The following is a 25846-nucleotide window of genomic DNA, read 5'->3' as shown; positions in this document are numbered from 1 at the left end:
GATATTGCTTAAGAGTCTATTTTTTGCATGTATCGACATTCGGGATAATTCGAGCATCCGTAGAATGGTGAATGATTATTTTTGCTGTGTCTTATTACCAGATGACCGCCACGACAGCGTGGACATGGTTTAATTTTTTGAGATATGTCTGATACGTCAGGAATTGGTATTACGACACCTTTATCTTCAAGGGCGCGAATGATGGTAAGTAGTCCCGTGTTATCAATAAGCCGTATTTTGTTGCCATTGGTAGAATATTTTACAAATCTTCGCGCGTCCGATGAGAAGATGTTTGTCGTGACAAAGAATGCCTCGCCGCCGTGTAAATGATCAACAACTGCACCATAAAAATCACGCACTTCGGATACTTTGACAATTTGTTTAATATACTTTTTACATTGGACATAACTTTGGACGCCGTTTTTGTATAATACAATGTCGATGCCACCGTCGCGTTTATACGGAGTGGTTGCAGCCGAATAGCCAAAATGTTCAAATAATTGAGCGATGTATTTTTCGAAATTATACGGCGACATGGAGCGAATTTTGGTGAGCAGTTCATGGTCGCTGAGTGGTGTGGTTGGAGTAGACCTGTTCTCGGTAATGGGCTGCTTGTTCGTTGATTGTGCCCCTTCCGAAGCAGACATTTGGGTTAACTGGATATCTACTGCGGGCGATACTTCCTGGCGTAATTCCTCTAGCTCCCGGTAGGCTGTGATATATCGTTTATGATAATAAAACACTACAAAAGGACTGGCGATGATCCACGTAATTAAACAAAAGATGACTACAGTGCCCACCGTATAGCTATCCATAGGGCGATTATAGCATAAAACTGTTGTCGCTGTGGTATAATAAACAGATATGAAACAGAGGACTTTTGCAATTGATACACCAACGAAAGTTGGGGAAATGATTACCGTGGCGGGCTGGGTACACTCACGTCGCGATCATGGTGGACTGATTTTTATTGACCTGCGCGACCATACTGGGCTGGTGCAGCTGGTGATTAATCCTGATAGGGCGGAAGCGTTTCGTTTGGCGGAAAGCTTGCGTGATGAGTTTGTGATTCATGCTAGCGGTGTGGTGACTGAGCGTGGCGAAGGTTTGAAAAATCCAAATATCGCCAGTGGTAATGTAGAAATTGTGGTGGAGAGTTTGGAGATTCTCAATCGTGCTGAAACCTTGCCAATCCAGCCATTTGCCGAGGAGAATCAGGCAGGCGAGGACTTACGTTTTAAGTATCGCTACCTCGACTTGCGCCGCCCGAAGATGCAGGAGATGCTGAAAAAGCGTGCTGAAATGTATAGGCGAATGCATCAGTATATGGATACTCGGGACTTCATCGAGATTCAGACGCCGATTTTGGCAAATTCCAGCCCCGAGGGTGCGCGTGATTTTCTGATCCCCAGCCGGTTGCAGGAAAATAAGTTCTATGCTCTGCCGCAAGCGCCGCAGCAGTTCAAGCAGCTGCTGATGGTTGGCGGTGTGCCGCGGTATTACCAGTTGGCGGCGTGTTTTCGCGATGAAGATCCGCGAGCTGATCGACTGTACGGCGAGTTTTATCAGCTGGATTTGGAGATGAGCTTCGTTGAAGACGGCGAGGAAGTCCGCCAGGAAGTTGAGCCGTTGATGTGTCAGTTCGCGACCGATTTCGCGGGTAAGAAGTTGCTGGATTTGAGTGACCTGCCTGTTGGTGATGGCAGTCCAATTCCGCGCATTTCCTACCGCGACGCCATGGAGACATATGGCTCGGACAAGCCAGACCTACGTTTTGGTATGAAGCTGATTGAATTGACCGACGTATTTGCCGAAACTGAATTTGGCGTGTTCAAAAACGCTGAGTGTATCAAGGCGATTTGCGTGAAAAACGGCGCTTCTTTGAGCCGCAAGCAAATTGATCAATTCACCGACATTGCCAAGAGTGAGGGGGCGGGCGGTTTGCCCTACATTAAATATGTTAAAATAAAACACCCTGACGAGGCACAGGGATATGCAATCCCGATCACTAGTAGTGATTTTTATGGCTATGATGCGATTTCGCCAGTGGCAAAACACTTGTCAGACAGAGAACGTAAATCGCTTATAGATACAATGAAACCTGAAGACGGTGATGTTGTCTTCTTCGGCGCCGACACTCGCTCAGTCGTCAACGCCGTACTTGGTCGTCTGCGCAACGAATTTGCTACCCATTTCAACTTGAAAGACCCGAGCGTGGTGGCCTTGGCTTGGATTATTGATTTTCCGTTTTATGAATGGGATGATCACGGCAAGAAGCTTGATTTTGGGCACAACCCATTTGGTATGCCAAAGGGCGGGTTGCAGGCGCTGGAGTCGGCCAAGACTGACGCCGACAAGCTCGCCATCGTGGCTGATCAATTCGACATGGTGATGAATGGCTACGAAATCTGCTCCGGCGGTGTGCGAAACCACAATCCTGCAGTGCTATATAAAGTATTTGACCTGCTTGGCTTTAGTGAATCCTATGTTGAGGAAAAATTTGGCGCCATGCTAAATGCCTTCAAATACGGTGCGCCGCCGCACGCTGGCTGTGCCTTTGGTGTTGACCGCATCCTCATGGAGCTCATCGACGAAACGAACGTCCGCGAGACCCTAGCTTTTCCAAAGAACGGCTCTGGTGTTGACGTGATGATGGATTCACCGTCAACAGTCGATCCAGCGCAGCTACGAGAATTAGGACTATAAGATACATCACGGCGGAGTAAATCTGCCGTGATCATGTTAACTGGTAGGTGGAATTATTTTTGCCGCTTTTTCTGGCTGATAAATTGTGCAACAAGACCAATGATAACAACCAGAACTGCAACGTAAAGCAACCCATTGATCAACCAGGCGGCAAGGCGAAACACCATGCTCAATACCCAAGCGATAATAACCAGGACTGCGATGCTGTAAATTAATTTAGGAAAAGACATATATCCATTATACCATCTACCGCGAGCTAAGCATACCGTCAAACCACCCCTTAGCATGGCAATCACGAAAGTTCCAAGCCCCGAGGCTTTCGGTCTTGTAGCTCCAGTAAAACCAAGCATCGACGTTTGCTGGTACGGCAAGTTGCGATTGGCAGTGAGCGTATTCGGTGTCGTCGCTAGCAATGCCTGGCGGCAAAGTAGCACTCCATTCGCCAATGATCAGCGGCTGCTGCTGGGCATAATCGCGGTACTCGTCAGACCGTTGGTCAAGCACCTGACGGTGGTGAGTTAGCGATGTCGCTTGATTATCCGCATCGGAAAAGCACTGGTAATGGTGTATATCCAGCGTGTTAGACCCGACGCGCCCCGACCACCAGGCTGGCTGGTAGCAATCAGATGCCACGATGCGCACATGAGGCGGCAATTTACTACGCAATTTCCGGCTCGTTTTGTGTGTCCACCACCACAGTCGCCACCGTTCGCGTCGTGTCGTTACTAGTGGTTCATTGAGTAGTTCGATACCCCACAGCGCGGGATGCTCACCGTATTCACCGGTAATATCCAGCAGTGTCTGTGTGGTTTTTTGCTGATTGACGCGTTGATACCATTGAACGCTACCGGTGTTGCCACTACCGCTGTGGTCGCTGGCGTTTTGAGCACCAGGTGCGGCGTGGAGGTCGAGCAGAACCTGTAAATCATACTGCCGAGCCATGTCCATCAGCCAGTCAAGCTGCGGCTTTGCTGATATATACGGCGGCTGATCCTCGAGAACCCAATAACCAATCGGCAGCCGTATCAAATGCACGCCAGCGTGCGCCAGCCACTTGATATCAGCTTCCTGGATGAATGTTTGTCGATGCTGCTGGATACGCGCCTGGCCGTCTACGGTTTGAGACAGTTCATATTCGTTGGTCGCGTCCGTTCCGGCAAATACGCTTGGCGTCATCCATCGTTCGAGCACTAGCCAACCGCCCAGATTGACACCGGGCATGGCAGGCGAGGAGGAGTGATGGCTCATATTTCTACTGTATCATGAATAATCTGGATTTTCTGCCAAAGTAGATGGCTGGAGGGTTATAGTCGAACACCTAACCAAGATGCTAAAATATCACCAGCAAAGTAAGCCAAACCAGCTGCAATTGCACCTAGCGTTAGAGTGATTACGGATGATCGCCACGGCGATTGCTCGCTGACCTTTCCTTTAATGAAGCCGATTAATACGAATACGACAGCAGTTAATATTGAGCTAACGTAAAATAATGTTGTGCTGGAAATTTTTAGGTTTGCTATAACATCAATTAAGTATGGCAGGACCGGTACGCTGCCAACTATGACGAAGGCTAAAAATGTCATTAGTCCTATTATTTTTGATGAGGACCGCTTTTCCTTATTATGAACCAGCTCATCATGTTCAGCGCTTGCCGCTAAGTAGGCGCTGGATCCCATTGAGAATCTATCGGTAATTAAATTAGCAATACCTAAAATAAGGATCACTGCGCTGGAAATTCCAGCTCCAGCTGAGGCTGCCACGACCGTGAATGTTGTTACGGTGCCATCGACTGCACCATAGACAAATTCTGGAATGTACTTTTTAATAAAGTTTTACATAACCGTATTACTGTACTACAGTAACTTTGTTCGAAGATTGGGCTATTGACATTTTAATAAGCTTATGCTATAGTCAAATAGTTAGATTATCTAATACAAACAAATTAGTAAAGCATGCTACAATAAAAATAAGAAATATAAACTTTTACAGAAAGGCAAGGCGTGGAAGATATTCAAACAACCATAATCTTATTATCGATCATAGTCGGGTTATTGTCTGTTATTATCGTGGCGTTGCTGGTGGTAGTTATTACCCTGTTGGTAAGGATTAACGCAATCATGAAGAGTGTTGGCAGAATTACGACAAATGTTGCCAGTGCGACCGAATGGTTGTCACCAACAAAAGTTTTTAGTGAAATATCAGGATTGTTTCGTAAAAAATAATTAAATAAAAAGGAGTAGCAATATGAAAAAAGTATTAGCAATTATCGGTGCAGCAGCAGCAGGTTTTGCAGCAGGAATTTTAACGGCGCCAAAGAGCGGTAAGGAGACTCGTAAGGATTTAAAGAAGAAGGCTATCAAACTGAAGGCTGACACGGAAAAAGTTGCCGGTAAGGCGGCTGCGGTAGCTAAAGATAGCGTTGATTCATTAAAAGTTGGTTCCCGAAAAGTAGGCGATGCTGTCACGGAAACTGCGAAAGACGTTAAGGGTAACGTTGAAAAGCGATTTAAGTAATATTTGACTATATTCAAGAAGACGTGAGATAATATTAAGTGATGAGAAAAACCACTTTCTATCTCGCGTCTTTTTTAGTTGCTTCAAGTCTGCTAATCACACCACAGACAGTTTTGGCTGAATCAGTGGATGTTAGTATTGACTCAGAAATTACTAAAGCACTTCGTCAAAACTGTAGTTCTGTGCGAGTGGCTGTTAAGAATATTCACACCAATGACGCATTAACTAGGGTTAATGTTGGTCAAAGGTATAATTCTATTTCTACTAAACTGATGGCCAGATTAAACGGTAGGCTAGCCATTAACAAGCTGGATAGCTCTAAATTAGTCAATATCACTAATAATTTTGAGTCAGCGCGACTTAAGTTTAATAGTAATTATAATGATTATGATACAGCAATGACCGAATTGCAGCGAGCTAGTTGCCTAGATAATGTAGCGGATTACTATCAAAAGTTGATTGCTGCCAGAGACGCGCGAAATCGCTTGTCTGAAGACATAAAGACGATGAATGATTTGTTGATTAGGTATAGGGAAGAGGTTCAGGCCGTTAAGGGCTCAATTTCTGGAGGCCAAAATGGATAGGCTAAAAGACTTGTTGTGTCAGTATAAGTTTGTGACTTTTATTGGGCTAACAATTACTATCTCTGTTTTTTTGGTCCTGGTGGCCATGTTTACATACTATAAAACTGATGCTTATCGTTTGGATTTGAGTCGTCCTGAATATTCGTCACGTCGAAAGCAGATAAGTAAAGATGCTAATGAGAAGAGTCGTGAATTTGACGCCCAGGGTCAGGTTAATCAGGGTACACTAAAAGACTTCCTGGGTATATATGATAAGGAAGTAGACAACGTCAGCAAAATCAAAGCATTTTCTAACGATGTGCTCAGTGACAAAGAATTGGGTCTGCGTAGTAACTAAACTATTTTTTAATTATTGGTGTTGGTGTTGGCAGCGTTGCCAGAAGGACTCCTTCGCGGTCAAAGTTTTGCAGCAAGCGATGACGCATTTCAGAAGTTACTGCCCATTGGTCGGATGGCTGAGTTTTTCCAGCAATAATTAATTCTGTGCCTCGCCCAGTAATGTCACCGACAGAAACAAATTTAGGTGGATCAATAATTTTCTTTTGCCAAGCTTTTTCTTTGGCTAATTTTTCGCCAGTAGAATTAATAATGTGTGTAACCTCAGATATATCAGAGCTGGGGTCAATATAAATACTAAATCGCGACATGCTATAGCCCATCGTTTTGTTGATGACGTGCTGGATTGTGCCGTTGGGCACGTAATGAACATTACCGCCAGAGTCGCGTATAACAGTGGTGCGAGTACCTACTCTCTCGACTGTGCCAGCTGCTCCCATGACGTCGACCACGTCGCCAACACGATATTGGTTTTCGGCAATGATAAAAATTCCCGATAGAAAATCCTTAACCAGCGACTGAGCGCCAAATCCTAAGGCTACACCAATAATGCCAGCGCTGGCGAATAGCGGAGATAAATCAAATGAGAACAACTTATTGGCGATAATTGCCATGACGTAAAAAATAATAATAATTCGCCAAAAACTACGCGTTAGTTGGATGAGAGTTTTCTCGCGTTTTTCCATGTCTTTACGATGCCAAGAGCGATGTTTGGCGGTGGAGCGAATGGAATAATGTATCGCCGAAGAAAGTAAATATTTTACGATAAAGTAGACAAAAACGGAGCCAACAACAACGCTTAGGGTGTCAATAATACGCTCGCTAATTAACCAGCCCATGTTATTGCCGTGTAACCATTGCCCCAAAGTAGAAGAGTCCAAAAACTGTTTTATAAGCTTATCCATTATTGATTTAGTATAATGTAAAATATGAGTTTTGTCGATCCAAATCAGTTTATTATTACACGTAAACGTAAGAAATATAAGTTTGCATTATTTCATAATTCGCCGCTATGCTTTGAGTTTGATGAATGGGTGCCGCACCAGGTTGATGTGGTGGAAATTGGTGCTGGTAACGGTATGTTTATAGTGGAGTTAGCGGCCCGTCATCCGGAACAGGTGTTTGTGGCGGTCGACGTTAAGGGCGATCGCTTGCAGAAAGGTGCGCGGGAAGCGGAGGCTCACCAGCTTAATAATGTGTTTTTTGTTAGGGCCCGGGCTGATCAGCTTGGCGAGTTGTTTACGCCCAACTCGCTAAATGCTATTTGGCTGACTTTCTCTGATCCGTTTCCGCGAAAGCGCAGTGCTGGACGTCGTTTGACGCATCCGCATTTTCTGAAAACTTATGCCGAGTTGCTATGTGCCGATGGGTCGTTAATTATCAAACACGATAATCCTGACTTTTTCAATTGGAGTCTCGAGCAGCTGGTTACTGAAGGTTGGCGTTTGAAAGAATTGACCTTTGATTTGCACGAGTCAGATCTCGGCGAAGATTACAAAATCCTTACCGCCTACGAACAGCGTTGGCTGAGTGAGGGTAGAATTATCAATTTTGTAAAAGCGGTGCGCGGCTAATATACTAAAATTAAGGAGTTTTATGAAATTTAACGACTACTCAGCAAAAGCACTTTCTACATTGACAGACAAAGATTCTCATCAGTATGGTGATGTTGATGCTAGACTAATGTCTCAGGTTTTGGGGTTGAGCGGTGAAGCTGGTGAAGTAATGGAGAAATTTAAGAAAATATTGCGAGACAAAGATGGCAAAATCTCTGATGATGATCGTGCCGCAATCATTAAGGAGCTGGGTGATGCACTCTGGTATATTAATTCTATATCTCATCTGCTTGGCAGTAGCTTAGAAGAAGTGGCGCGGAAAAATAACGATAAACTACTTAGTCGTCAGAGTCGCGGAAAGATTCATGGTAGTGGTGATGATCGTTAACTTTTAGCTAGTTGTTCGCGAATCCAGCCATCAATTGTACCTGCGCCCATACAGAGGACTAGTTTTCCTGATTCTTGTGCTGTAGTGATATTTTGCCACAGATTATCATCAAGCTCGGCAAAATGAAGTTTTTCTGGGTTAATATTTTTGGCGAGTTGTTGTGGTGTTAGAATCGGTAGGTCTGGATTTTCTCTAGTCAGGTAGGTTGGTAGCCAGTAAATTTCATTAGCATCACAGAAAATGTCCGCGGTATATTGGTCTATTATTTCATACTGACGTACGTTTTGATGTGGTTGATATACTAGTATTACCTGGTCTGATAATTCTCGGGCCATTTGTAATGTCGCGCGAATTTCAATTGGATGATGACCATAATCAGAGTATAAGTTGTCGGCCAATTTTTCAAAGCGGCGACCTGATCCTGGAAAAGAATTAATTGCTTGATATATTTCTGACTTATTGGCGGATGTGGACATGTGCTTTAACGCTTCAATTATCAGTGTGGCATTTTTTCGATTATGTTTACCAGGTATAGTAATATTTTGGTTGGCGCTACTTAAAGTGATTAGGTTTTTTGGATTAAATATGGTGGAGTTTTCTTGCCAGACAATAATTTTTTTGGATTTTTCGCCAAATTCATGGAAAGCCTCTAAATAAGATTTTTCTGTTGGATATGTGTCGGGGTGGTCATAATCTACAGAGGTAATTAAACTAATTTCCGGAGAAAAATGTAAGAAATTGCGATCAAATTCATCACACTCGTACACGAAAAATTGACTATTTTCATCAAATTCTCCACTTGGCGCAAAGCTTAATGTCGAGCCAACGGAATAGCTGACGGGAATTTGCAGTTGCTGCATCACCCAAACTAACATGCTTGTGGTGGTGGTTTTCCCGTGGGTGCCGGCAATTGCAATGAGCTTGAGATCTTTATCGGCAATTATCTGCGCCAATAGTTCGTCGCGCTTACTGGTTTTTATACCTAATTCTCTGGCTAAAACTAACTCTGGGTGATCATCGGGTAATGCGGCGGTATGGATGAACCAGTCAAAAGGCGCCTTTTTATGTTCTGACTGTAAATATTCACCAGATTGATCAAAGGAAATAGCTATGCCGGCTACTTCTAACTCATCAGTGATAAGACTTGGTGATTTATCGGAGCCGCAGACATCATAACCTGCCCCTAAGGCAATCCTACTAAGTGGACCGATGCCAACACCACCAATTCCCGAAAAATAAATTCTCATAACTTTATTATAGCACTGTAAGCTGAGTAGGTTCTCGTCGTTTAGATAATTTGATATACTAAAATTAGAGAGAAGATGGTGGGATGGCAATAGATAAGAGAAAGACTAAATTTAGGATTAAGCGGCTCAGTCAAATTAAGACTTGGCAGTTGCTCATTTTATTAGTCATGTCTTCTTTTATTTCGGCAACATTTCTTCGTCTTAATAATGTTGGCATGGTGGAGCGGCGAGAATCTGTAGAGAATGCTGACAAAACCGGTGACATAGTTAGTCTTCAGCAGCGTATGTACGATTTGCAGCGTTACGTTTCAATGCATATGAATGCTCATCCGGGCAAAATAGCCTTAGATCATACCTACAAGCGAGCATATGATCAGAAGCTAAAAGAGTTTGAAGAGGCAATTAAAAATCGATCAAATAACGATACGGTTTCAAAAGTTCGTTCCGTCTGCGATGCCAAGGCTCAGCAGGGTGGCTATGGTAGATTTACGACACAGGCAGACCCAAGATACATAAATTGTATTAATGAAGAGTGGGAGAAGTATCCTGCCGCTAAGGTTGCTAATCTACAGTTTGAAGCTCCTTCGACTGAACCGTATTATCATACGTTTGTATCACCGGTGTGGTCTGCCGACTTTGCTGGATGGTCGCTGTTGGTGACAATACTGATCGCCGTGATTATTATAGTACGCTTAGTTATCTTGGGCGTATTAAAATTAATGTTGAAGCAACGAAATAAGCTTTTTTAGCTTGACAGGGGTGATATAGAGATAGTAATCTATATAGGTATAGCATTAATAGGAGGTACATAACCAAATGGCTTACAAGCACACCAATTCAAAGGGCATCACATACTACTTGCATAAGACTGACGTAACTTTGCGCGGCGGCAAGACTCAAACCATCTATTTCTTCGCTAAGGTTGAGAAGAATGAGAAGGGCACTCCATGTGATTTGCCAGAAGATCGTATTGTAAAAGAAAATCCACGCAACGGTTTCTTGACAATCTCTAAGAAGAAATAGTCTTTTGCTTGCACCATAAGCGTGTTTGGTGATATAGTATAACCAAACAAACAGGTGCCACAACTCCTCTGCAAAATAGCAGGGGAGTTTTTTGATTATGTTGATTATTTTTAATGATTATGGTATAATACAATTGTGGAAAAAACTCCGATGTTGCCGGTATATGATAATACGCCCGAAGGCGAGGCTGATCGACGTGTTGATCAGGGCTGTGGCACTTATTATGATTACGGATATAGTGTTGATGGCGATCGACCTGAGTGTAGTGGTGGTTTATCGAGTAGCGGAAAGCGGCCTAATATGAGAGGTTTGTGGCGCAGAAGTCGACATAGGCCTTATGGAGAGCCGTCTGAATCTGATCTAATGTGTCCTAAGCCAGGAAGAGTCTCACTATCCGAGGAGCAAAGAGAGATAAATAGACGAGGCGCAGCTTTGGCACGTAAGGCTCTGGAGCGTGCGAGGAAGAATCGGGAGAATGGGAAGTCTTCAGTTGAAAGCTCAAGCCGTCAAATGCCGGAAGATATGATTGAGTCCGCTAAGGCTTCTTGGGGTGAGCGTCAGGGAGAATTGTTTTAGTGTATGCAAGTAACCTAAAAGAAAAAGCCCCCTTCCGAAAGAAGAGGGATTTTTCTTGGTGGCGGGGGTAGGATTTGAACCTACGACCTTTTGGTTATGAGCCAAACGAGCTACCAGGCTGCTCTACCCCGCGATACCTAGTTATAATATCAGGTTGGCATAATAATTGCAACAAGTTAGCGTCTGCGGCTATTCCCGCCAAACAAAAAGTTCATCCATTGTTGGAAATTACTGTCGGTTCTTACAGTGTTTGGTGTGGGTTTTTCTGCAGCAGCCGCATCTTCAAATGACTGAGTGATTAGTTGCTTCTCGCCAGGGAGACCTTTGCCAGTTCGTTGCCTGAGGGTTAGTTCTTGATACTCTTCACTTTGGTAGTATTTTGACTCATATTCCAGTAGGGAAACTTGTAGCTTCTCGATCTCTACTTGCTGGCGTTTATTCTCAATAGTGCGCTGCAGCTCGTAATTTTTTTGCATTGATTCAATAGAGCCCCAAGCCCAGCTCATGGCAATTAAAACAGCCACAGCAATGACAATATTATTTAAAGTTAAATAATCGTGCTGTACCCTGTAAATTAATCGTTTGAGTTTTAGTTTGTTCATTTTACAAATTTAATGGCTACCACATAATATTGTAGCAGGAATAATAAAAATATTCATCTTATGATTATCAATTTCAAGTTCAGTCTGTGGTGGGGGCGGCTGGGATCGAACCAGCGACCAATCGGTTATGAGCCGACTGCTCTAACCCCTGAGCTACGCCCCCGTAGAGCTTATTATAGCGCATCAGAGGTAATTAGAGAAGTTTTCCAGCGGCAATTCGTACAGCTTCTGACCAGGAAGTGAAACAGTGTGGTGTGGCGGCTAATTCGTCACTGGTAATTTTATGTCGAATGGCTAGTGATATCTCGGCTATCATGTCGCTGGCATGCGGTCCGATTATCGTTGCTCCAATAATTACTCGTCTTTGATTAACAATCAGCTTCACAAATCCTGTTCGCTGGTCGGTAATATTGCTGCGTACGGCGCTTGTCAGCGGGACAATTGCCATTTTCACTTTTATGCCTTTCTTTCGGCAATCATTTTCATTCATACCCACTTGGGCAATCTCTGGCTGCGTAAAAGCTACTTGTAAGCGTGGTGAGCCGCCCGTCTTTAACTTGTTATTATGCAGCAAATTATGAGCAGCTATACGACTTTGGCTTAAAACTTCATGTGTTTGGATGGTAGTATCCACGACACTTCCAGCAGCAAAAATATGTCGCGCAGAGGTTCGTAGGGAAGAGTCGACAGAAACACCTTTTCTTGTGTATTTTACGCCAGCATTTTCTAATCCCAAGTCTGTCGCAGGTATTTGTTGGTCGGCAATTAAAATTTCATCGACACGTACTGATTTTTCAACTTGACCCTGTAGGAAAGTAATGCGTTTTTGGATAGAAGATTTTTGGATTGAAATAACTTTGGTGTAGGTTAGAACGGATATATTACGGTTTTTCTTTGCGTCGTTAGTCAGGAGGTTACTAACTTCCTCGTCAAAATTCGGCAAGATTCGCGATGACTCTTCTGCTATATAAACTTTAGTGCCTAAAACTGAGAATATATGAGCCAGCTCCAGGGCTGCAGTGCTTGACCCTATAACAAATATGGTCTTTGGCAGTCGCTTTAGATTGAAGATAGTTTTTGGGGTGTGGTATGTAGTGTTTTCTAACCCAGGAATTTTTGGAATTTGCCAATCAGAGCCAGTGGCAATAAGGAATTTGCGGGCCGATAAATGTCTGCGATTTACGGCAATTTCGTTTGGGCTTAAGAAGTGGGCGTTTCCTGCAAATACACTAATGCCTTGTTTCTCATAGTAGCGACGGTTTCCGCCGGCGCCAGTTCTTTTGGTGACGACATCTTTCCAGGAGAGCAGGGAGGGGTAGTTATAGCCAACAGAGTTAGTACGTAGTCCAAATTTAGCGGCATTTTTGGTAATCTGATAAGTGTTGATGGTGTAGGACATAAATCCGGTTGGTACGTCTCCCCAATTTGGCGATTCCCCGCCAAATGTTGATTTTTCTACAACAGCAACTTTTTTGCCAGCACTAGCCAATATACTGGCTGCTGGCGAACCGCCAGCGCCGCTACCAATTACGATATAGTCATAGTCAAATGTCGGTTTTTGTGACATTAAATCTCCTAAATTATAGTTTTATAATTCTTATATAAATAAGCCGCGTCGGGATGTAGGTCTTTCATAATACGCTGAGCTTGTCGTCGAATGTCGGCAGAAGTTATCTCCGGGCGAGTTTCGCACCAATTCATAACACCTAAAGTGACGGTTTTTGCAATGTCCTGGGCCTGTCCTTCTGGCGTGCGAACGCTCAGGCAGGTAGCAAATATAGAATTATGTAGCTTATCGGGGCTAAATTCTTCTGGCGGTCGCTTCCCTTGTTTTGTAACATAAATTTGCTCGGATCTTACCATAGGCTACCTCCGTAGCTGATTACGCCAATAACGCGATCGACAAACATAAAGGCAGCTAGGATAAGCAAGCTTCCGCCGCTTGCAAATTGTATAAATCGTTTATGGTTTTCTCGCCATTTTTGCAGACTAGAAATATTGTGACCACCGCCGACTAGCACGATGATAATTAAAAGGGGTAGTATTGATATGATGATATAAGTGACGACGCCAGCAACTTGTAGTAATGGGTTTGGTAGGGTGATTATGGCTAGACTAGCAGTAACAATTGGTGCAATGATGAAGATAATTTCCGCAATTACACTGGTTAGGCCTAGGGCAAAACTTTCAACAGAGTTTTTAGTCTTTTTGGTGCGTTTATTTAGATAATCAGCAAAACCGCGCGGAATCCATAATGAGGTGCCAGGCTGGCGGCGATAATAAAATGCCCAGATGGCGATACCTAATCCAAACATCATCCCAGAAACAATTGCAGCAACGAGCTGCTCGGTACTGGTGACATGATGGATTAACAGAGACAAAAAGTAAGAAACGGAGCTAATTAGTAGTAGAGTGGTGGTTAATACGCCAATCACAAAACTATTACTCATGCGAAAGATTTTTCGTTGAGCGGTTTTTTTGCCAATTGAATGACCGCTTAGTAATGTTAATACACTGACACTTAGTTGAAAGCTGGCGTGGATAATTGCCGTAAAAACTATGATGGCTAGCGATGAGATTGTTACGGGGGTCATGTTTGTGTATAAATCCTTCCCCACTAGTGTAGCACAAGCGGAATAAAAAGGTAAATAATAGGCTAAAAAGGTATTGCTTTTTTGTCAAATTTATGATAGTATAAGGACAGTTAAATAATTAACACAAAAAGGAAAAACATCATGGAAATAAATATCAGCGAATTGTCTGAATTTTTAGAGGTAACTCGAAAAAAGGAATTGGCAACTTGGGATCGACAGCGCAATTCGTGGGAGCTGGATAGTTTTGTGTCGCGACAGTTGGCTGCCCTAGATGGCGTCCAATCTGATGAATTAGAGTTAATCTAGTCATATAAAATTCCTCGCCAGTTGACGAGGAAAATAAATAATATCTGGTAGCACCGGGTGGACCCGAACCACCGACCTCAGGCTTATGAGTCCTGCGCTCTAACCAGCTGAGCTACGGTGCCACGACTCATTGATTGTAACAGATAGTACAGATTTTGCCAAATACGTTTTTGGGTATAAGTATTTTATGAGATAATAGATGGGTGAGATATATTGTCGCAGTCAGTGGTGGGATTGATTCGGTAGTATTACTGGATTTAATGTCACGGACAGAAAAAGATCTGGTGGTCGCTCATTTTGATCATGGTATTCGTGAGGATTCGGCAAGTGATGCTAGGTTTGTTGAGGCTTTAGCTGACAAATATAAGATTCAATTTGTTTGTCGGCGTGAGAAGTTGGGCTCTGGCGCTAGCGAAGAATTGGCGCGACAAAGGCGTTATGAATTTTTGCGTGGCGTGGCGGCGGATTTTGATGGGATGATAGTGACGGCGCATCATCGAGAAGATATTATTGAGACTGTGGCTATGAATTTGGCTCGTGGCTCCAGGTGGCGTGGACTGGCTGGTATGAGTGATAGCGAGATTGCTAGGCCAATGAGCGGATGGACAAAGCAGAGAATTTATGAATATGCAATTCGCCAAAAGCTGGAATGGTGTGAAGATGAAACAAATCAAAGCGATGCATATCAAAGGAATAGATTTAGGCGTCGGATAAATTGTGAACTTGATGAATATCAAAAGGCTGGCGTGTATGAGGTTTGGCGACAGCAGAGAAAATTGAGAATAGAGATTGAGCAGGAGCTAGAGGGGTTTGATGAGGCTGTAAATAGTCGATATTTTTTGACCATGATTGATGATAATGTCGCACAAGAATTAATCTACTGTCATATTTTACGACATTACGATGTTTCGTTACTGGGTTCTCAGTTGGAGCGAACATTAATTGCCATAAAAACCGGAAAACCTGGTTCGTGTTGGCAAATTGGCGGTGGTATTATGATGAAATTGACAATGAGAGATGTTATAATAGACAGAGTTTGATTAGTATAGGCGAAAGGATTAGTTGAGAATGGCTGTTAAGATGCCTCAAAGAAACGGTAAGAACGGAATAAATCAGATTGTAAAATTTGGACTGTTTTGGGCAATTATAATTTTTGTAGCGTTGATTTTTTATGCAACGCTCTTCCCTGCGTCTAACCTTAAGGACGTAGCTTTATCAGATGTGGTTCGTCGGGCGAACGAAGGTAAGATTGCTCAATTAGAAATTCAGGGCAATGACATTAAGGTCACAGTTAAAGACCAGCCTAAGCCTACCGAGCGATCAGTTAAGGAGTCTGGCAGCATTTATGAGCAGGGCTTAAATAAGGATGCTAAGGTAGAGGTTAAAGTTATTCCACCATCAACAACCGGTGAGGTAGTGTGGAACTTGGCGGTGATAGTGGCGCCAGTGTTGATTATTGTCGTCTTCTTTATGTTTATGATGCGCCAGGCGCAAGGCCAAAATAATCAGGCTATGGGTTTTGGTAAGAGTAAGGCTCGTCTGTACGGTCAAGATAAAGAAAAAGTTCTATTTTCAGATATTGCTGGCAATGATAATGCCAAACAGGACTTGCAAGAAGTTGTCGATTTCTTAAAACACCCAAAGAAATATAAGGATTTGGGGGCTAAGATTCCGAAGGGCGTCTTGCTGGTCGGTAATCCAGGTACCGGTAAAACCATGCTGGCTCGTGCTGTAGCGGGTGAGGCAGGCGTGCCGTTCTTCTCGATTTCCGGATCAGAGTTTGTGGAGATGTTTGTTGGTGTTGGTGCTTCGCGAGTGCGCGATCTCTTTTCGAAGGCTAAGAAAAATGCACCATGTATTATTTTCATTGATGAAATTGACGCAGTGGGACGTAAGCGTGGTTCTGGCATGGGTGGCGGTCACGATGAACGTGAACAGACCTTGAACCAGATTTTGGTGGAAATGGACGGTTTTGATGGTGAAACAAATGTAATTGTTCTAGCGGCAACTAACCGCGCTGACGTTTTGGACCCTGCTTTATTGCGACCGGGGCGGTTCGACCGACGAGTAACTATTACCCTGCCAGAGCGTAAGGATCGCGAAGCAATTTTGAAGGTTCATTTTAAGAAAAAACCAGTTGACGACACCGTTGATCTTGATAAATTGGCGGCCAAGACAGCTGGCTCTTCAGGTGCGGATCTCGCTAATATGGCTAATGAGGCAGCAATCATTGCAGCAAGGCGTAATAAAAAGAAGATCTCTAATGATGAGTTGACTGAAGCGTTTGAACGAGTAGCCATTGGTCCAGAGCGCAAAGCTAAGGTGATGAATGAACACGAGAAAGAATTGACAGCTTACCACGAGGCGGGTCACGCTATCGTCGGCCATGTTCTGCCGGATTCTGATCCAGTTCACAAAGTTACCATCATTCCGCGCGGCGGTACGGGCGGTGTGACTTGGTTCTTGCCGCCGGAAGATAAGAGCTACACTAATGTCTACGAGTTCAAGGATATCTTGGCCCGGGCGATGGGCGGCCGAATTGCCGAGAAACTGATCTATGGTGATGATGGCATTACTACGGGTGCTGGTTCTGATCTAAGGAAGGCTACCGAAATTGCCCGTGATATGGTGATAGAACAAGGTATGGGTCAAAAGCTTCGCGACCAAGTTTTCCACGAAGATAACGGTGGCTTGATGTTTGATAAAATGACTCGTGAGCGGCCGTACTCAGACGCGGTTGCTGAGTTAATAGACCAAGAGGTTGAGACACTAATCAAAGAGGCGGCGCGTCGTGCAGAAGTGGTATTGGTTGCAAATCGTAAGTCACTTGAGGATCTTAAGGATGCACTTCTTAAAGATGAAACTCTAGAAGAGGCGGCGGTTGATGAAATCCTTCAGGGAGCAAAGTTGCCAAAGGAAGCAAAATTACACGCGTAAATTGTTATGGGGCGCGTCCGGAGAACTGTCGATAAAATTAATCAGCGGCTGACAGTCAAGTTAGCTGCAACCATTTTGGCTGGCTCGACGTTGTTGTCGAGCTTGCTGGGATTCTTCCGCGATCGGTTGCTTAACTCTGCCTATATGCCAAGCGAAAACGGCGCGCTGGCTGGCTACCCTGTCGGATTAGATGCCTACACGGCAGCGTTTATGGTGCCAGATTTTATGTTCGCTGTGTTGGTGTCTGGCGCCCTCAGCGTGACTTTTATTCCAGTTTTTAATGAACGCTGGGTTAAGGGAAATAAGCAGTCGGCGTGGCAGATTAGCTCTAGTATGATCAATTTTATGGCGCTAGTGACGATGGTCGCGTCGGTGTTGATTATTATTTTTGCTGATCCGTTGATGAAATATCTAATTGCGCCAGGTCTGAGTGAGTCAGGTCACGCTTTGGCGGTGAGTATGATGCGGGTAATTGCGGTGAATCCGTTTATTTTTGCTATTGCCTCGGTGATTGCCAGTATTCAGCAAGCGGTTGGTCGATTTATGTTCTGTGCCCTAGCGCCAATGATTTATAATGTCGGAATTATTATTGGTACGGTATGGTTCACTAATGGTATCAATTTATTCGGTTGGCAGATATTTGACGGTGGAATTATGGGCGTGGCGCTCGGTGTGGTGTTGGGGTCATTCCTACAGCTGATTGTGAGCGCGGTTGGGTTAGCAGGTCTGGGATTTGATTATAATTTTAAGATCTATTGGCGTAATAGAGGATTTAGGAAAGTCCTATCGTTGCTACCGGCTAGGTCGGTTGATCAGGGGATGGATTATGTGGTTAGTTTGGTCGAAGTTAATTTGGCGTCGCGCTTGGCGGATGGTACAGTTCGAGCGTATCAACAGGCTTTAACCTTACATTTGATGCCAATTAATCTCATCGGCGTGGCAATTTCTAATGCTGCCTTCCCTAAGCTTACTGAGCATTTAGGCGAGGGGCGTGATGATCTGTTTCAAAAGGATTTGCGTTCCCTGCTGAGGATTATTTTTTGGATGGCATTGCCGGTAGCGGTGGTGATTTTCTTTACGCGAGGCTACGTTGTTCATTTTATTCGTAATGGCGGCAACCAATTGATTGCGGGTATTTTGGGTTGTTTAGTGGTGGCTATTTTGTTTCGGACGATTTATCACATGGCCGCTCGGGCATTTTATGCTCGCCAAGACACTAAAACTCCGCTTTATATTTCAATTTTCTCTATTTCCCTGAACATTATTTTGGCAATTGTTTTATCTATGGTTTTGAAAATGGGTGCGTATGGTTTGGCTTGGGCGCAGTCAACGGTAGCAGTTTTAGAGGTGGTAATTTTATTGGTTGTGATGAATCGTCAAATGCCAAAGTTGTTTGATCTGACATTTATGCAAGCAATTTTTAGGATGATAATTGCTGGAATTATTACCGGTGTAATTTGTTATATCGGTGTGCTGATTTTACCGTTCCGTTATCACGACGATAGTTTCTTTAGTGCTTTTCCAAAGTTTGTTGTTATTTCAATGGTTAGTTTTGGTGTGTACGCCGTCGCATCAAAGTGGCTAAAATTGCCAGAAATTGATCCGGTTTTGACGCGGCTAAGAAAGATGTTATTTGGAAGATTGGAGTCTATGCGCTAATGGAGAATATTCGTAATTTTTGCATCATTGCTCACATTGATCATGGCAAATCAACGCTGGCTGACCGGATGATGGAGATGACGGGGACGGTGGAGAAGCGCGAGATGAAGTCGCAGCTGCTGGATAGCATGGATCTCGAGCGCGAGAAAGGTATCACCATTAAGCTGGCGCCGGTGCGGATGAAGTATCACTACCGCCAGCCAGCGGCAACCACTTCCTCTCAATCGAATGTCGCAGGCAACGCCAGCGACAGGGTTATCGATTCATTGGAAGGATTGCCACTAGCTGGGTCTTACGAACTCAATCTTATCGATACACCTGGCCACGTCGATTTTAGTTACGAAGTTAGCCGCTCGTTGCAGGCTTGCGAGGGTGCGGTGTTGGTGGTTGATGCCAGCCAGGGTATTCAGGCGCAGACGCTGGCGAATGTGTACTTGGCGATGGAGCAGGATTTGACGATCATCCCGGTGCTGAACAAGGTCGATTTGCCAGCCGCCGATGTGCCGCGAGTATCCAAGCAGGTGATCAATTTGCTGGGCTGCGACGAGAGTGAGATTATTCATATTTCTGCTAAAACTGGGCAGAATGTCGATCAGGTTTTGGAGGCGATTGTTGAACGAATTCCAGCACCAATTGGCCAGATAGATGATCCGACGCGGGCGCTGATTTTCGATAGTTATTATGACGATTATCGCGGGGTGATTTTGTATGTGAGGGTGGTTGATGGCCAGATCAAAAAAGGTGAATCAATCCACATGATGGCGACTGGTGCAAATGGCTTGGCGCTGGAAGTTGGTTATCTCAGCCCTGGTATGATCCCCGACCCATCACTTGATACCGGCGAAATTGGCTACATTGTCACTAACCTGAAGACTACGCGTGAAGCGCGGGTGGGTGATACGGTGACGCTGAAAAAATATGTAGGCTAGTGATGATTGATGTTTGGTTTGATTGTCGTCAAGATGCTAACAATAAAGATCCAGATCAGCACAGCCTGACGTTAAAACGCTATCACGCTAAGTTGTGGACTAAACCACTGCCTAATGGCCGTCAACTGACTATGTTGGATCAGGGAGCGTACTTGATAGCCAGTGACGGCCAGTGCCAGATTCCTGTTTCAAGTGATAATATGGCAGCTACCTTTGAAGCTTGGAAACGTAATAAGTTGATTGTTGAGCAGACACCACAAGATGTTTTGACGGCAATAGATAATGTTGATTGGCGCATCGGCTCAGAGATTATTTTCCCCAGCGAGCTACGCGGCGGTACGCAAACCATCAATCGTGCGAGAGGTTGGCGCCGTAAAATTGGTGATCGGTTTGACTTGACGTTAGAGTGTATTGCCCGCTGGTATCAGGGTGAAGACAGTCCGCTGATTGATGTTTTTGATCGCTATCGTGACTTTTTTGAGTGGTTTGGTGATTTTCAGGGCTATGTCGATTTTTTCTTGTTGCAAGATTTTGTTGATGACGAATACCAAGTTAACATACTAACAAATTTCGATAATTTCTAATCGTCTAATCGTCACCGTTGCCTCAGACCGTTGAGCAGTACACAGCATATCTGCGGGACTTGACTGACATGCTAACACTGCGGGCTAAGCGTATTGAGTGGTATGCTAATCAGTAGGATCGTTTATTTCATAGACATAATTAACTTAAGATGTTATAATATCACCTGATAATCTGTCACAGATAGCTGTTGAGTCATTACTCGACGGCACTATCACTGTCCTCAAAGGGACGGGCGATACTGTGACAGCAAGAGAATATTATGATTAGCTATGAATGATTTACCGCCAATTACGTTTGCCAATGGAGACCGCGTCCCAGCTCATGCGCGAATTGCGCCGTCTGGAGTAGAGAGAATTATGTTTGGGGAAAATGTGGATAAGCCCATGGCGCGGCTTAGTTATGCGAGGCTTGGCAAAAAGGCGTGCTTCGCTGGCATGCTGTTTCGTGATGCTCCATCTGACTATCGGGCTGGGACTTCCATGTTGGAATATTTCTTTGAGGAGGTAACTCCTGCGCTTGGTCTTGAGCCAGGAAACACCTCGGTCATCCGCAAGCCCATCATTGCTTTGTTGCTTGCCGAGTACGGGTTGGAGCCAGACGTTACGTCGGAAACGTGGTCGCATGTTGGGCTGCTGGTGCAGCGTGATACTATTTCGAGGAACCGTCCAGCGCTACATTTTATTGAGGGCAATGAGTCTGAATTTAATGATGATCGGCATCGTCGATATTATGATATTATACCAAATAGAGAACTGCCCTATATGTATCCATTAGCCTCACCTTCGAGGCGAGTTGATATACACACGTCGTATACTCCGTGATGAATATAAGCTAACACGTTAATTCGACGTCATCTCTGTAAAATGCTATAATATGATGACATGACTGAAAAAATCACCGTTCAGCCTCTCCCCGGCTACAAAGAAGTCAAGCCCTTTGTCTATGCGGGTTTTTTCCCGGTGTCTAATGAAGATTACAACGACCTGAAAGAGGCTATTGAAAAGCTGAGTCTCAGCGATTCAGCGCTGCAGTTCGAGCCAGAGAATTCGCCAGTGTTGGGCTATGGCGTGCGGATCGGTTTCCTTGGGCTGCTTCATATGGATATCATTCGTGAGCGGCTGGAGCGTGAGTATAATTTGGATCTGATCGTCACCAACCCGAGCACTGATTACCAGGTTAGTTTGACGAACGGCCAGGAATTGGATATCAAATCGGCTAGCGAATTGCCCGACCCAGCGCAGATCAAAGAAATTCGCGAGCCGTGGATTGACGGCGAAATTGTGGTGCCGCAGGACTATATCGGTGCGGTGATTCAGCTGATTGTCGCCAAGCGTGGTCGGCAGAAAAATCTCAGTTACATCGATGAGCGGGCGCTGATTTCCTTTACGGCACCGCTGGCCAATTTGCTGACGGATTTTTATGATCAATTGAAGTCGGTGACCAGCGGTTATGGTTCGTTTAATTATGAGCTGGCGGGCTATCAGTCAGAAGATTTGGTGCGCGTTGATTTTTATGTGGCAGGCGAGATGGTTGATGCGCTGAGCGTGATGTGCCATCGCTCAGAGGCACCAGGCTTGGGCCGGGAAATTGTCAAAAAACTCAAAGACGTGGTGCCGCGCCAGAGCTTTGAAGTAGCATTACAGGCGGCGATTGGTGGCAAATTTATCGCCCGCGAAAACATCGGTGCCTACCGCAAAGACGTTACTGGCTATCTGTACGGTGGCGACGTTAGCCGTAAAAAGAAGCTCCTCGCCAAGCAAGCCCGCGGTAAAAAGCGCATGAAGCGATTTGGCAAGGTCGACATTCCGTCAGAAGCGTTTACGGTGATGTTGAAGAGGGATTAGTCCCTATATAGAAATTGATTTTGTGGTAGTTAACTTCCTGATTGGCAATCGGTGCTGGATGAGTTATCATAAATAAATATTATGTCTGAGATTGAAAATTTAATTACTAATTATCAGCCAACCAAATCAACCGTCCAACTAGTGCGGGATACAAAGATTGCGCTACTGGCGGGGATTTCTGGCGCTGGTAAGGACACGATAAAAAAACGATTATTAAAGTTGCCGGAATTTCGTGATATTGTCTCTCACACCACGCGCTCGCCACGGATTAATAATGGATCTATCGAGCAAGACGGCATTGACTATCATTTTATTGACCAAAAAATAGCCGAGGAAATGCTACAAAATAATGAATTTATTGAAGCTAAGTTTGTGCATGGTACGGTTTATGGCACGTCGGTGGCTGAATTAAAATTAGCGCATGACCAGAATCGTGTCGCAATTACTGATGTTGACGTGCAGGGTGTGGAAGAATATGAGCGATTAGCTCCAGAGAGTATCGCAATTTTTATTGTGCCGCCAGATTATCAAACTTGGCTTGAGCGGCTCAAAAAACGCTACGGCACAGAAGAGGATTTTCGGACGGAGTGGCCAAAGCGTCGTCAGTCAGCGATTAGTGAACTAACTTATGCGCTAGAGGTGCCATATTACCACGTGATTATCAATGACGATTTGGATAGGGCTGTTCGGGTGACCGAAGAAATTATTTTACGGGGTGATATTTTTAAGCGCCAGGACGACGAAGCTCGTTTGACGGCCCGGGGTCTTCTCAATGATATAATTAAGATATGAGTTCAATAAAAACCCCAAAGAAAATAGCAGCTATTGGCTCTCAATCATCAAAAACCATCACCATACTACTAGATCAATCGTTTTTTATTTTTGCTGGCTTGGCGTCGTTTTGGTTAGCCTGGCTGGTGTTTAGGGAGGGCTTGGCGACAGGCGGCTGGTGGTTGGTTGGTCTATTTTTTGTGGTTTGGGCAATTGTTTCTTATTTGGCTTTGCCGCGTCTACATAGAATATTGAGCAATATGTATGTGCCAAATTATTTTATTGGTAGAACCCGAACCGCTGACGGCATATTGAGTGATCCTATTAACCTGAGCGTGCGTGGGTCTGAAGAGAAGCTGCATAAGGCTATGACTGCGGCTGGCTGGGTGCTGGCCGATGACATTACGCCGCGATCGGCTTGGAAGATGGTCCTTACCGTATTGAGTGGGCGTAGCTATCCCAATGCGCCAGTCTCGCCAGCTTTTTTGTTTGGGCGGCGACAAGATTTTGCTTACCAACAAGAAGTTGATGGCAATCCAAGGCGTCGTCATCATGTGCGTTTTTGGCGTTGTCCGGACGGTTGGCTGCTGCCGGGTGGTCATCGGGTGGATTGGTTGGCGGCTGGCTCTTACGATAAAAGTGTCGGATTGTCGTTGTTTACTTTTCAGTTGACGCATAAAATTGATGAAGATATTGACATTGAAAGAGACTACATTATCGAATCCGTTAAAAAAAGCGAAAAGTATATTCGGGTAGCGGTTCTGAAGGATTTTTCGACAGGTTACCATTCGCGCAACGGGAGTGGTGACTTGATTCGTACTGATGGTGATTTGCCTATTCTGGAGGTCGGTCGTATCAGGATTGATAAACCCATTGCCACCTTGAAGCGTTTTGGGATTATTATGGACGGTACAATTCATGACCGCTGTCCTCGCAACCACGAAACGCTACTGGAAGAGCTGTGGAGTCGTCGGCCGCCGCAGATTTTGATTGGCAGTGTGTTGATGATATTGGCGTCGCTGTTTGCCGTTGGCCAAACCTTAGTTGATATTTCTAGCTGGCCGGAGATCTTGGCAGTGGTTATGAATATTGAACAGATCGACATCAATCTGGCTAACACGGCGTTATCAATCATGGCCGTCTTGAATATTCTATTGGTGATCGTGGAGTTTATCTTGGTTGGGCTGCTGCTTCGGGGTAGTAATCGAGCGCGCATCTCACTATTGACGGTGGCAATGATTGCTATTATTACTGAATCAGTGTCGGTGACGACCGGAAGGATTAACGCTTCAGCTGTATTATTGTTAACTTCAATCGGCGTACACATCATGATTATGATGCTGTTTTCCTCAGATGCGGCGCGCTATTTTACGGAGCGACGATAGGGCTAAAGCTCTAGCACTCTACTTGTATGAGTGCCAAGTATGAGTTATAATCAGGTCATGACTGAACGTCAACAGGCGATTCTTATCGCGATTATTGAGCAATATGCGGAAATTGCCGTACCAGTTGGTAGCGTCACGTTAGCCAAATTATTCGGCGTGTCCAGCGCTACTATTCGCAGCGAAATGGCCAAGCTGGAGGAGATGGGTCTCATCGAAGCGCCACACACCAGCGCTGGCCGAATCCCCACGGATAAAGGATACCGCGTGTATGTCAATGGTATCACTGACGCTCAGATGACAGAATTACCAAGCGGCATCGATCGCAGTGCGAGAGCGATCGAAGCACATGTTAACTCGCATGTTGATAAGTCTGACCGGGCAATTCGCAGTGCGGTTGATAGTTTGGTAGAGCTGACGGGCAATTTCGGCTTTGCGTCGTTTGGTACGCACTTGTATATGAATGGCATGACTCAGCTGTTTTCTCAGCCAGAGTTTGTCGAGGGCGGCCATGTTCAGGCGATTGCCAGACTGATTGACAATATTGAGCCGTGGCTACGTGAAGCGGCACCGAACGAGCCGCTCAATGTATTTATCGGCAGTGAGAATCCGATTGGCAAAAGTTCTGGTGCGACGTTGATTATTAGTAGGTTTTGTTCACAGTTTAGTAATAATAGTTACATCGGCGTGATTGGTCCGACGCGGCAGAATTACCGTCGAACGATGGAGCTGGTGCGCCGAACTGGCGCTATGCTGGAGGAAATGTTGTAGGAGGAAAAAATGACGAAAAGTAAGACTAAGAAAACTGAAGATTTAGAGCAGCAATTGGGTGAACTGACGCTAGATTTGCAGCGGACGCGAGCGGATTTCGAGAACTATCGCAAGCGTGTCGAGGCGGAAAAACAGTCAGCGCACAACATGGGTCAGGCCAAGTCGGTGATGAAACTATTGCCAGTGATTGATACTATTGAGCGGGCGATTGCTAATGTGCCAGAGGAGCTAGCGGATAATGCCTGGGCGAAAGGCGTGGCCGGCCTGAGTAAGCAACTGGACAAGCAGCTCAAAGAAATTGGCCTTGAGAAAATTGACGCTAAACCTGGTACGCCGTTTAACCCTGAATTGCACCAAGCTATCCAGTTTGATGAAGAAGCTGAGGGTGAAAAAGAAGTGATTGCTGAGGAGTTGCGTGCTGGCTATATGCTGAATGGCTCCGTTATTCGTGATTCGATGGTTAAAGTTACGCGTCAGTAGGTAATCTGGAAAAGTTAAATAATTAGCACTCTTGACATGGGAGTGCTAATTATTTA

The 25846-nt window shown here is 44.7% G+C and carries 31 protein-coding genes, 3 tRNA genes and 1 pseudogene; 22 read left to right on the top strand and 13 right to left on the bottom strand.

Annotated features, from left to right (window positions below; genetic code table 11):
* Nucleotides 1-8 precede the first annotated feature (8 nt).
* Nucleotides 9-815 (bottom strand): restriction endonuclease, encoded by an 807-nt coding sequence (locus TM074_RS03445; protein ID WP_369000299.1) that lies wholly within the window; start codon nucleotides 813-815, stop codon nucleotides 9-11.
* 49 nt (nucleotides 816-864) lie between these two features.
* Between TM074_RS03445 and aspS the strand changes: the two genes are divergently transcribed.
* Nucleotides 865-2706 carry an aspartate--tRNA ligase gene (gene aspS, locus TM074_RS03440; protein WP_369000298.1) on the top strand — a complete coding sequence of 614 codons (1842 nt, stop codon included), beginning with the start codon at nucleotides 865-867 and terminating at the stop codon, nucleotides 2704-2706.
* A gap of 53 nt (nucleotides 2707-2759) precedes the next feature.
* Here the strand turns inward: aspS and TM074_RS03435 are convergent, their stop codons facing one another.
* Genes TM074_RS03435 through TM074_RS03425 form a run of 3 tightly spaced genes read right to left on the bottom strand, consistent with a single transcriptional unit; the run spans nucleotide 2760 to nucleotide 4466 of the window.
* Complete coding sequence (locus TM074_RS03435; protein ID WP_369000297.1) at nucleotides 2760-2936, bottom strand: hypothetical protein; 177 nt, start codon at nucleotides 2934-2936, stop codon at nucleotides 2760-2762.
* A gap of 16 nt (nucleotides 2937-2952) precedes the next feature.
* On the bottom strand, nucleotides 2953-3954 hold the full coding sequence (locus tag TM074_RS03430; protein ID WP_369000296.1) for a glycoside hydrolase family 5 protein: 1002 nt from the start codon (nucleotides 3952-3954) through the stop codon (nucleotides 2953-2955).
* A 56-nt stretch (nucleotides 3955-4010) separates the two neighbouring features.
* Complete coding sequence (locus tag TM074_RS03425; protein ID WP_369000295.1) at nucleotides 4011-4466, bottom strand: VIT1/CCC1 transporter family protein; 456 nt, start codon at nucleotides 4464-4466, stop codon at nucleotides 4011-4013.
* A 240-nt stretch (nucleotides 4467-4706) separates the two neighbouring features.
* On the opposite strand from TM074_RS03425, the gene TM074_RS03420 reads away from it, so the two are divergent.
* The 4 genes from TM074_RS03420 to TM074_RS03405 are packed head-to-tail and all read left to right on the top strand — an operon-like array spanning nucleotide 4707 to nucleotide 6141.
* Complete coding sequence (locus TM074_RS03420; protein WP_039327806.1) at nucleotides 4707-4928, top strand: hypothetical protein; 222 nt, start codon at nucleotides 4707-4709, stop codon at nucleotides 4926-4928.
* Nucleotides 4929-4950: 22 nt separating this feature from the next.
* Nucleotides 4951-5220, top strand: a complete 270-nt coding sequence (locus tag TM074_RS03415; protein WP_369000294.1) for a YtxH domain-containing protein — start codon at nucleotides 4951-4953, stop codon at nucleotides 5218-5220.
* A 41-nt stretch (nucleotides 5221-5261) separates the two neighbouring features.
* Nucleotides 5262-5804, top strand: coding sequence for a hypothetical protein (locus tag TM074_RS03410; RefSeq protein ID WP_369000293.1), 543 nt, complete (start codon nucleotides 5262-5264; stop codon nucleotides 5802-5804).
* Nucleotides 5797-6141 carry a hypothetical protein gene (locus tag TM074_RS03405; protein WP_369000292.1) on the top strand — a complete coding sequence of 115 codons (345 nt, stop codon included), beginning with the start codon at nucleotides 5797-5799 and terminating at the stop codon, nucleotides 6139-6141. Before TM074_RS03410 ends, TM074_RS03405 begins: the two co-directional genes overlap by 8 nt.
* A 1-nt stretch (nucleotide 6142) precedes the next feature.
* Here TM074_RS03405 and TM074_RS03400 read toward each other — a convergent pair whose 3' ends face one another.
* Nucleotides 6143-7045: a mechanosensitive ion channel family protein gene (locus tag TM074_RS03400; RefSeq protein ID WP_369000291.1), complete on the bottom strand. Its 903-nt coding sequence runs from the start codon at nucleotides 7043-7045 to the stop codon at nucleotides 6143-6145.
* 24 nt (nucleotides 7046-7069) lie between these two features.
* Between TM074_RS03400 and trmB the strand changes: the two genes are divergently transcribed.
* Together trmB and TM074_RS03390 are read left to right on the top strand one after the other, a co-directional pair.
* A complete protein-coding gene (gene trmB, locus TM074_RS03395) occupies nucleotides 7070-7714 on the top strand; it encodes a tRNA (guanosine(46)-N7)-methyltransferase TrmB (protein ID WP_369000290.1) in 645 nt (214 codons plus the stop codon).
* A gap of 22 nt (nucleotides 7715-7736) precedes the next feature.
* Entirely contained in the window at nucleotides 7737-8084 is a 348-nt protein-coding gene (locus TM074_RS03390; protein WP_369000289.1) for a nucleoside triphosphate pyrophosphohydrolase family protein, read from the top strand.
* On the opposite strand, the gene murC is transcribed toward TM074_RS03390, so the two are convergent.
* Nucleotides 8081-9331 (bottom strand): UDP-N-acetylmuramate--L-alanine ligase, encoded by a 1251-nt coding sequence (gene murC / locus TM074_RS03385; protein WP_369000288.1) that lies wholly within the window; start codon nucleotides 9329-9331, stop codon nucleotides 8081-8083. The two genes, TM074_RS03390 and murC, sit on opposite strands and share 4 nt — an antisense overlap.
* A gap of 83 nt (nucleotides 9332-9414) precedes the next feature.
* Between murC and TM074_RS03380 the strand changes: the two genes are divergently transcribed.
* The 3 genes from TM074_RS03380 (at nucleotide 9415) to TM074_RS03370 (ending at nucleotide 10930) form a co-directional block, all read left to right on the top strand.
* Nucleotides 9415-10080 carry a hypothetical protein gene (locus tag TM074_RS03380; protein ID WP_369000287.1) on the top strand — a complete coding sequence of 222 codons (666 nt, stop codon included), beginning with the start codon at nucleotides 9415-9417 and terminating at the stop codon, nucleotides 10078-10080.
* 67 nt (nucleotides 10081-10147) lie between these two features.
* Nucleotides 10148-10354, top strand: a complete 207-nt coding sequence (locus tag TM074_RS03375; RefSeq protein ID WP_082001355.1) for a hypothetical protein — start codon at nucleotides 10148-10150, stop codon at nucleotides 10352-10354.
* A gap of 135 nt (nucleotides 10355-10489) precedes the next feature.
* A complete protein-coding gene (locus tag TM074_RS03370) occupies nucleotides 10490-10930 on the top strand; it encodes a hypothetical protein (protein WP_369000286.1) in 441 nt (146 codons plus the stop codon).
* Between the two features lie 56 nt (nucleotides 10931-10986).
* Here TM074_RS03370 and TM074_RS03365 read toward each other — a convergent pair.
* The 6 genes from TM074_RS03365 to TM074_RS03340 all read right to left on the bottom strand — a co-directional run bounded on the left by TM074_RS03365 (nucleotide 10987) and on the right by TM074_RS03340 (nucleotide 14126).
* Nucleotides 10987-11063 (bottom strand) — tRNA-Met (locus TM074_RS03365).
* 43 nt (nucleotides 11064-11106) lie between these two features.
* Entirely contained in the window at nucleotides 11107-11532 is a 426-nt protein-coding gene (locus TM074_RS03360; RefSeq protein ID WP_369000285.1) for a hypothetical protein, read from the bottom strand.
* Nucleotides 11533-11619: 87 nt separating this feature from the next.
* Nucleotides 11620-11695, bottom strand: a tRNA-Ile gene (locus TM074_RS03355).
* A gap of 30 nt (nucleotides 11696-11725) precedes the next feature.
* The gene (locus TM074_RS03350) at nucleotides 11726-13099 is read right to left on the bottom strand and encodes an NAD(P)/FAD-dependent oxidoreductase (RefSeq protein WP_369000284.1); all 1374 of its coding nucleotides are present in this window, start codon (nucleotides 13097-13099) and stop codon (nucleotides 11726-11728) included.
* Between the two features lie 8 nt (nucleotides 13100-13107).
* Nucleotides 13108-13395: a hypothetical protein gene (locus tag TM074_RS03345; RefSeq protein ID WP_369000283.1), complete on the bottom strand. Its 288-nt coding sequence runs from the start codon at nucleotides 13393-13395 to the stop codon at nucleotides 13108-13110.
* A complete protein-coding gene (locus TM074_RS03340) occupies nucleotides 13389-14126 on the bottom strand; it encodes a hypothetical protein (RefSeq protein WP_369000282.1) in 738 nt (245 codons plus the stop codon). Before TM074_RS03340 ends, TM074_RS03345 begins: the two co-directional genes overlap by 7 nt.
* Nucleotides 14127-14267: 141 nt before the next feature.
* Here TM074_RS03340 and TM074_RS03335 point away from each other — a divergent pair, with 141 nt between their 5' ends.
* Entirely contained in the window at nucleotides 14268-14432 is a 165-nt protein-coding gene (locus tag TM074_RS03335) for a hypothetical protein (RefSeq protein WP_158386500.1), read from the top strand.
* A gap of 45 nt (nucleotides 14433-14477) precedes the next feature.
* Here the strand turns inward: TM074_RS03335 and TM074_RS03330 are convergent.
* Nucleotides 14478-14554: transfer RNA gene (locus TM074_RS03330), tRNA-Met, on the bottom strand.
* An 81-nt stretch (nucleotides 14555-14635) separates the two neighbouring features.
* Here TM074_RS03330 and tilS point away from each other — a divergent pair.
* The 11 genes and pseudogenes from tilS (at nucleotide 14636) to TM074_RS03275 (ending at nucleotide 25790) form a co-directional block, all read left to right on the top strand.
* The gene (gene tilS / locus TM074_RS03325) at nucleotides 14636-15472 is read left to right on the top strand and encodes a tRNA lysidine(34) synthetase TilS (protein ID WP_369000281.1); all 837 of its coding nucleotides are present in this window, start codon (nucleotides 14636-14638) and stop codon (nucleotides 15470-15472) included.
* 40 nt (nucleotides 15473-15512) lie between these two features.
* Nucleotides 15513-17369, top strand: coding sequence for an ATP-dependent zinc metalloprotease FtsH (ftsH, locus tag TM074_RS03320; protein WP_369000280.1), 1857 nt, complete (start codon nucleotides 15513-15515; stop codon nucleotides 17367-17369).
* A gap of 6 nt (nucleotides 17370-17375) precedes the next feature.
* Nucleotides 17376-19028 (top strand): murein biosynthesis integral membrane protein MurJ, encoded by a 1653-nt coding sequence (murJ, locus tag TM074_RS03315; RefSeq protein ID WP_369000279.1) that lies wholly within the window; start codon nucleotides 17376-17378, stop codon nucleotides 19026-19028.
* Nucleotides 19028-19936: pseudogene (locus TM074_RS03310) on the top strand (GTP-binding protein); the annotation flags it as partial. The gene murJ and the pseudogene TM074_RS03310, both read left to right, overlap by 1 nt.
* A 20-nt stretch (nucleotides 19937-19956) precedes the next feature.
* Complete coding sequence (locus tag TM074_RS03305; RefSeq protein ID WP_369000278.1) at nucleotides 19957-20541, top strand: hypothetical protein; 585 nt, start codon at nucleotides 19957-19959, stop codon at nucleotides 20539-20541.
* A 270-nt stretch (nucleotides 20542-20811) separates the two neighbouring features.
* Nucleotides 20812-21363 carry a hypothetical protein gene (locus TM074_RS03300; protein ID WP_369000277.1) on the top strand — a complete coding sequence of 184 codons (552 nt, stop codon included), beginning with the start codon at nucleotides 20812-20814 and terminating at the stop codon, nucleotides 21361-21363.
* A 60-nt stretch (nucleotides 21364-21423) separates the two neighbouring features.
* Nucleotides 21424-22386, top strand: coding sequence for a GTP-binding protein LepA (locus TM074_RS03295; protein WP_369000276.1), 963 nt, complete (start codon nucleotides 21424-21426; stop codon nucleotides 22384-22386).
* Nucleotides 22387-22467: 81 nt separating this feature from the next.
* The gene (locus TM074_RS03290) at nucleotides 22468-23178 is read left to right on the top strand and encodes a guanylate kinase (protein WP_369000275.1); all 711 of its coding nucleotides are present in this window, start codon (nucleotides 22468-22470) and stop codon (nucleotides 23176-23178) included.
* Nucleotides 23175-24542, top strand: a complete 1368-nt coding sequence (locus TM074_RS03285) for an LssY C-terminal domain-containing protein (RefSeq protein WP_369000274.1) — start codon at nucleotides 23175-23177, stop codon at nucleotides 24540-24542. Before TM074_RS03290 ends, TM074_RS03285 begins: the two co-directional genes overlap by 4 nt.
* Nucleotides 24543-24599: 57 nt before the next feature.
* Nucleotides 24600-25310 (top strand): transcriptional regulator, encoded by a 711-nt coding sequence (locus TM074_RS03280; RefSeq protein ID WP_369000273.1) that lies wholly within the window; start codon nucleotides 24600-24602, stop codon nucleotides 25308-25310.
* Nucleotides 25311-25319: 9 nt separating this feature from the next.
* Nucleotides 25320-25790, top strand: coding sequence for a nucleotide exchange factor GrpE (locus TM074_RS03275; RefSeq protein ID WP_369000272.1), 471 nt, complete (start codon nucleotides 25320-25322; stop codon nucleotides 25788-25790).
* Nucleotides 25791-25846: the final 56 nt, after the last annotated feature.

The sequence above is a fragment of the Candidatus Nanosynbacter sp. TM7-074 genome, from assembly GCF_041006295.1.
GTDB lineage: Bacteria > Patescibacteriota > Saccharimonadia > Saccharimonadales > Saccharimonadaceae > Nanosynbacter.
This window is presented reverse-complemented; position numbering and strand designations above follow the sequence as displayed.

Coding starts and splice junctions, on each gene's coding strand:
- TM074_RS03400 (WP_369000291.1), bottom strand. CDS start 7,045: ATGGATAAGCTTATAAAACAGTTTTTGGACTCTTCTACTTTGGGGCAA.
- TM074_RS03380 (WP_369000287.1), top strand. CDS start 9,415: ATGGCAATAGATAAGAGAAAGACTAAATTTAGGATTAAGCGGCTCAGT.
- ftsH (WP_369000280.1), top strand. CDS start 15,513: ATGCCTCAAAGAAACGGTAAGAACGGAATAAATCAGATTGTAAAATTT.
- TM074_RS03340 (WP_369000282.1), bottom strand. CDS start 14,126: ATGACCCCCGTAACAATCTCATCGCTAGCCATCATAGTTTTTACGGCA.
- murJ (WP_369000279.1), top strand. CDS start 17,376: ATGGGGCGCGTCCGGAGAACTGTCGATAAAATTAATCAGCGGCTGACA.
- TM074_RS03445 (WP_369000299.1), bottom strand. CDS start 815: ATGGATAGCTATACGGTGGGCACTGTAGTCATCTTTTGTTTAATTACG.
- TM074_RS03280 (WP_369000273.1), top strand. CDS start 24,600: ATGACTGAACGTCAACAGGCGATTCTTATCGCGATTATTGAGCAATAT.
- TM074_RS03375 (WP_082001355.1), top strand. CDS start 10,148: ATGGCTTACAAGCACACCAATTCAAAGGGCATCACATACTACTTGCAT.
- TM074_RS03275 (WP_369000272.1), top strand. CDS start 25,320: ATGACGAAAAGTAAGACTAAGAAAACTGAAGATTTAGAGCAGCAATTG.
- TM074_RS03360 (WP_369000285.1), bottom strand. CDS start 11,532: ATGAACAAACTAAAACTCAAACGATTAATTTACAGGGTACAGCACGAT.
- TM074_RS03390 (WP_369000289.1), top strand. CDS start 7,737: ATGAAATTTAACGACTACTCAGCAAAAGCACTTTCTACATTGACAGAC.
- TM074_RS03285 (WP_369000274.1), top strand. CDS start 23,175: ATGAGTTCAATAAAAACCCCAAAGAAAATAGCAGCTATTGGCTCTCAA.
- TM074_RS03415 (WP_369000294.1), top strand. CDS start 4,951: ATGAAAAAAGTATTAGCAATTATCGGTGCAGCAGCAGCAGGTTTTGCA.
- TM074_RS03405 (WP_369000292.1), top strand. CDS start 5,797: ATGGATAGGCTAAAAGACTTGTTGTGTCAGTATAAGTTTGTGACTTTT.
- TM074_RS03345 (WP_369000283.1), bottom strand. CDS start 13,395: ATGGTAAGATCCGAGCAAATTTATGTTACAAAACAAGGGAAGCGACCG.
- TM074_RS03290 (WP_369000275.1), top strand. CDS start 22,468: ATGTCTGAGATTGAAAATTTAATTACTAATTATCAGCCAACCAAATCA.
- trmB (WP_369000290.1), top strand. CDS start 7,070: ATGAGTTTTGTCGATCCAAATCAGTTTATTATTACACGTAAACGTAAG.
- TM074_RS03295 (WP_369000276.1), top strand. CDS start 21,424: ATGACTGAAAAAATCACCGTTCAGCCTCTCCCCGGCTACAAAGAAGTC.
- TM074_RS03410 (WP_369000293.1), top strand. CDS start 5,262: ATGAGAAAAACCACTTTCTATCTCGCGTCTTTTTTAGTTGCTTCAAGT.
- TM074_RS03435 (WP_369000297.1), bottom strand. CDS start 2,936: ATGTCTTTTCCTAAATTAATTTACAGCATCGCAGTCCTGGTTATTATC.
- murC (WP_369000288.1), bottom strand. CDS start 9,331: ATGAGAATTTATTTTTCGGGAATTGGTGGTGTTGGCATCGGTCCACTT.
- TM074_RS03300 (WP_369000277.1), top strand. CDS start 20,812: ATGAATGATTTACCGCCAATTACGTTTGCCAATGGAGACCGCGTCCCA.
- aspS (WP_369000298.1), top strand. CDS start 865: ATGAAACAGAGGACTTTTGCAATTGATACACCAACGAAAGTTGGGGAA.
- TM074_RS03335 (WP_158386500.1), top strand. CDS start 14,268: ATGGAAATAAATATCAGCGAATTGTCTGAATTTTTAGAGGTAACTCGA.
- TM074_RS03430 (WP_369000296.1), bottom strand. CDS start 3,954: ATGAGCCATCACTCCTCCTCGCCTGCCATGCCCGGTGTCAATCTGGGC.
- TM074_RS03350 (WP_369000284.1), bottom strand. CDS start 13,099: ATGTCACAAAAACCGACATTTGACTATGACTATATCGTAATTGGTAGC.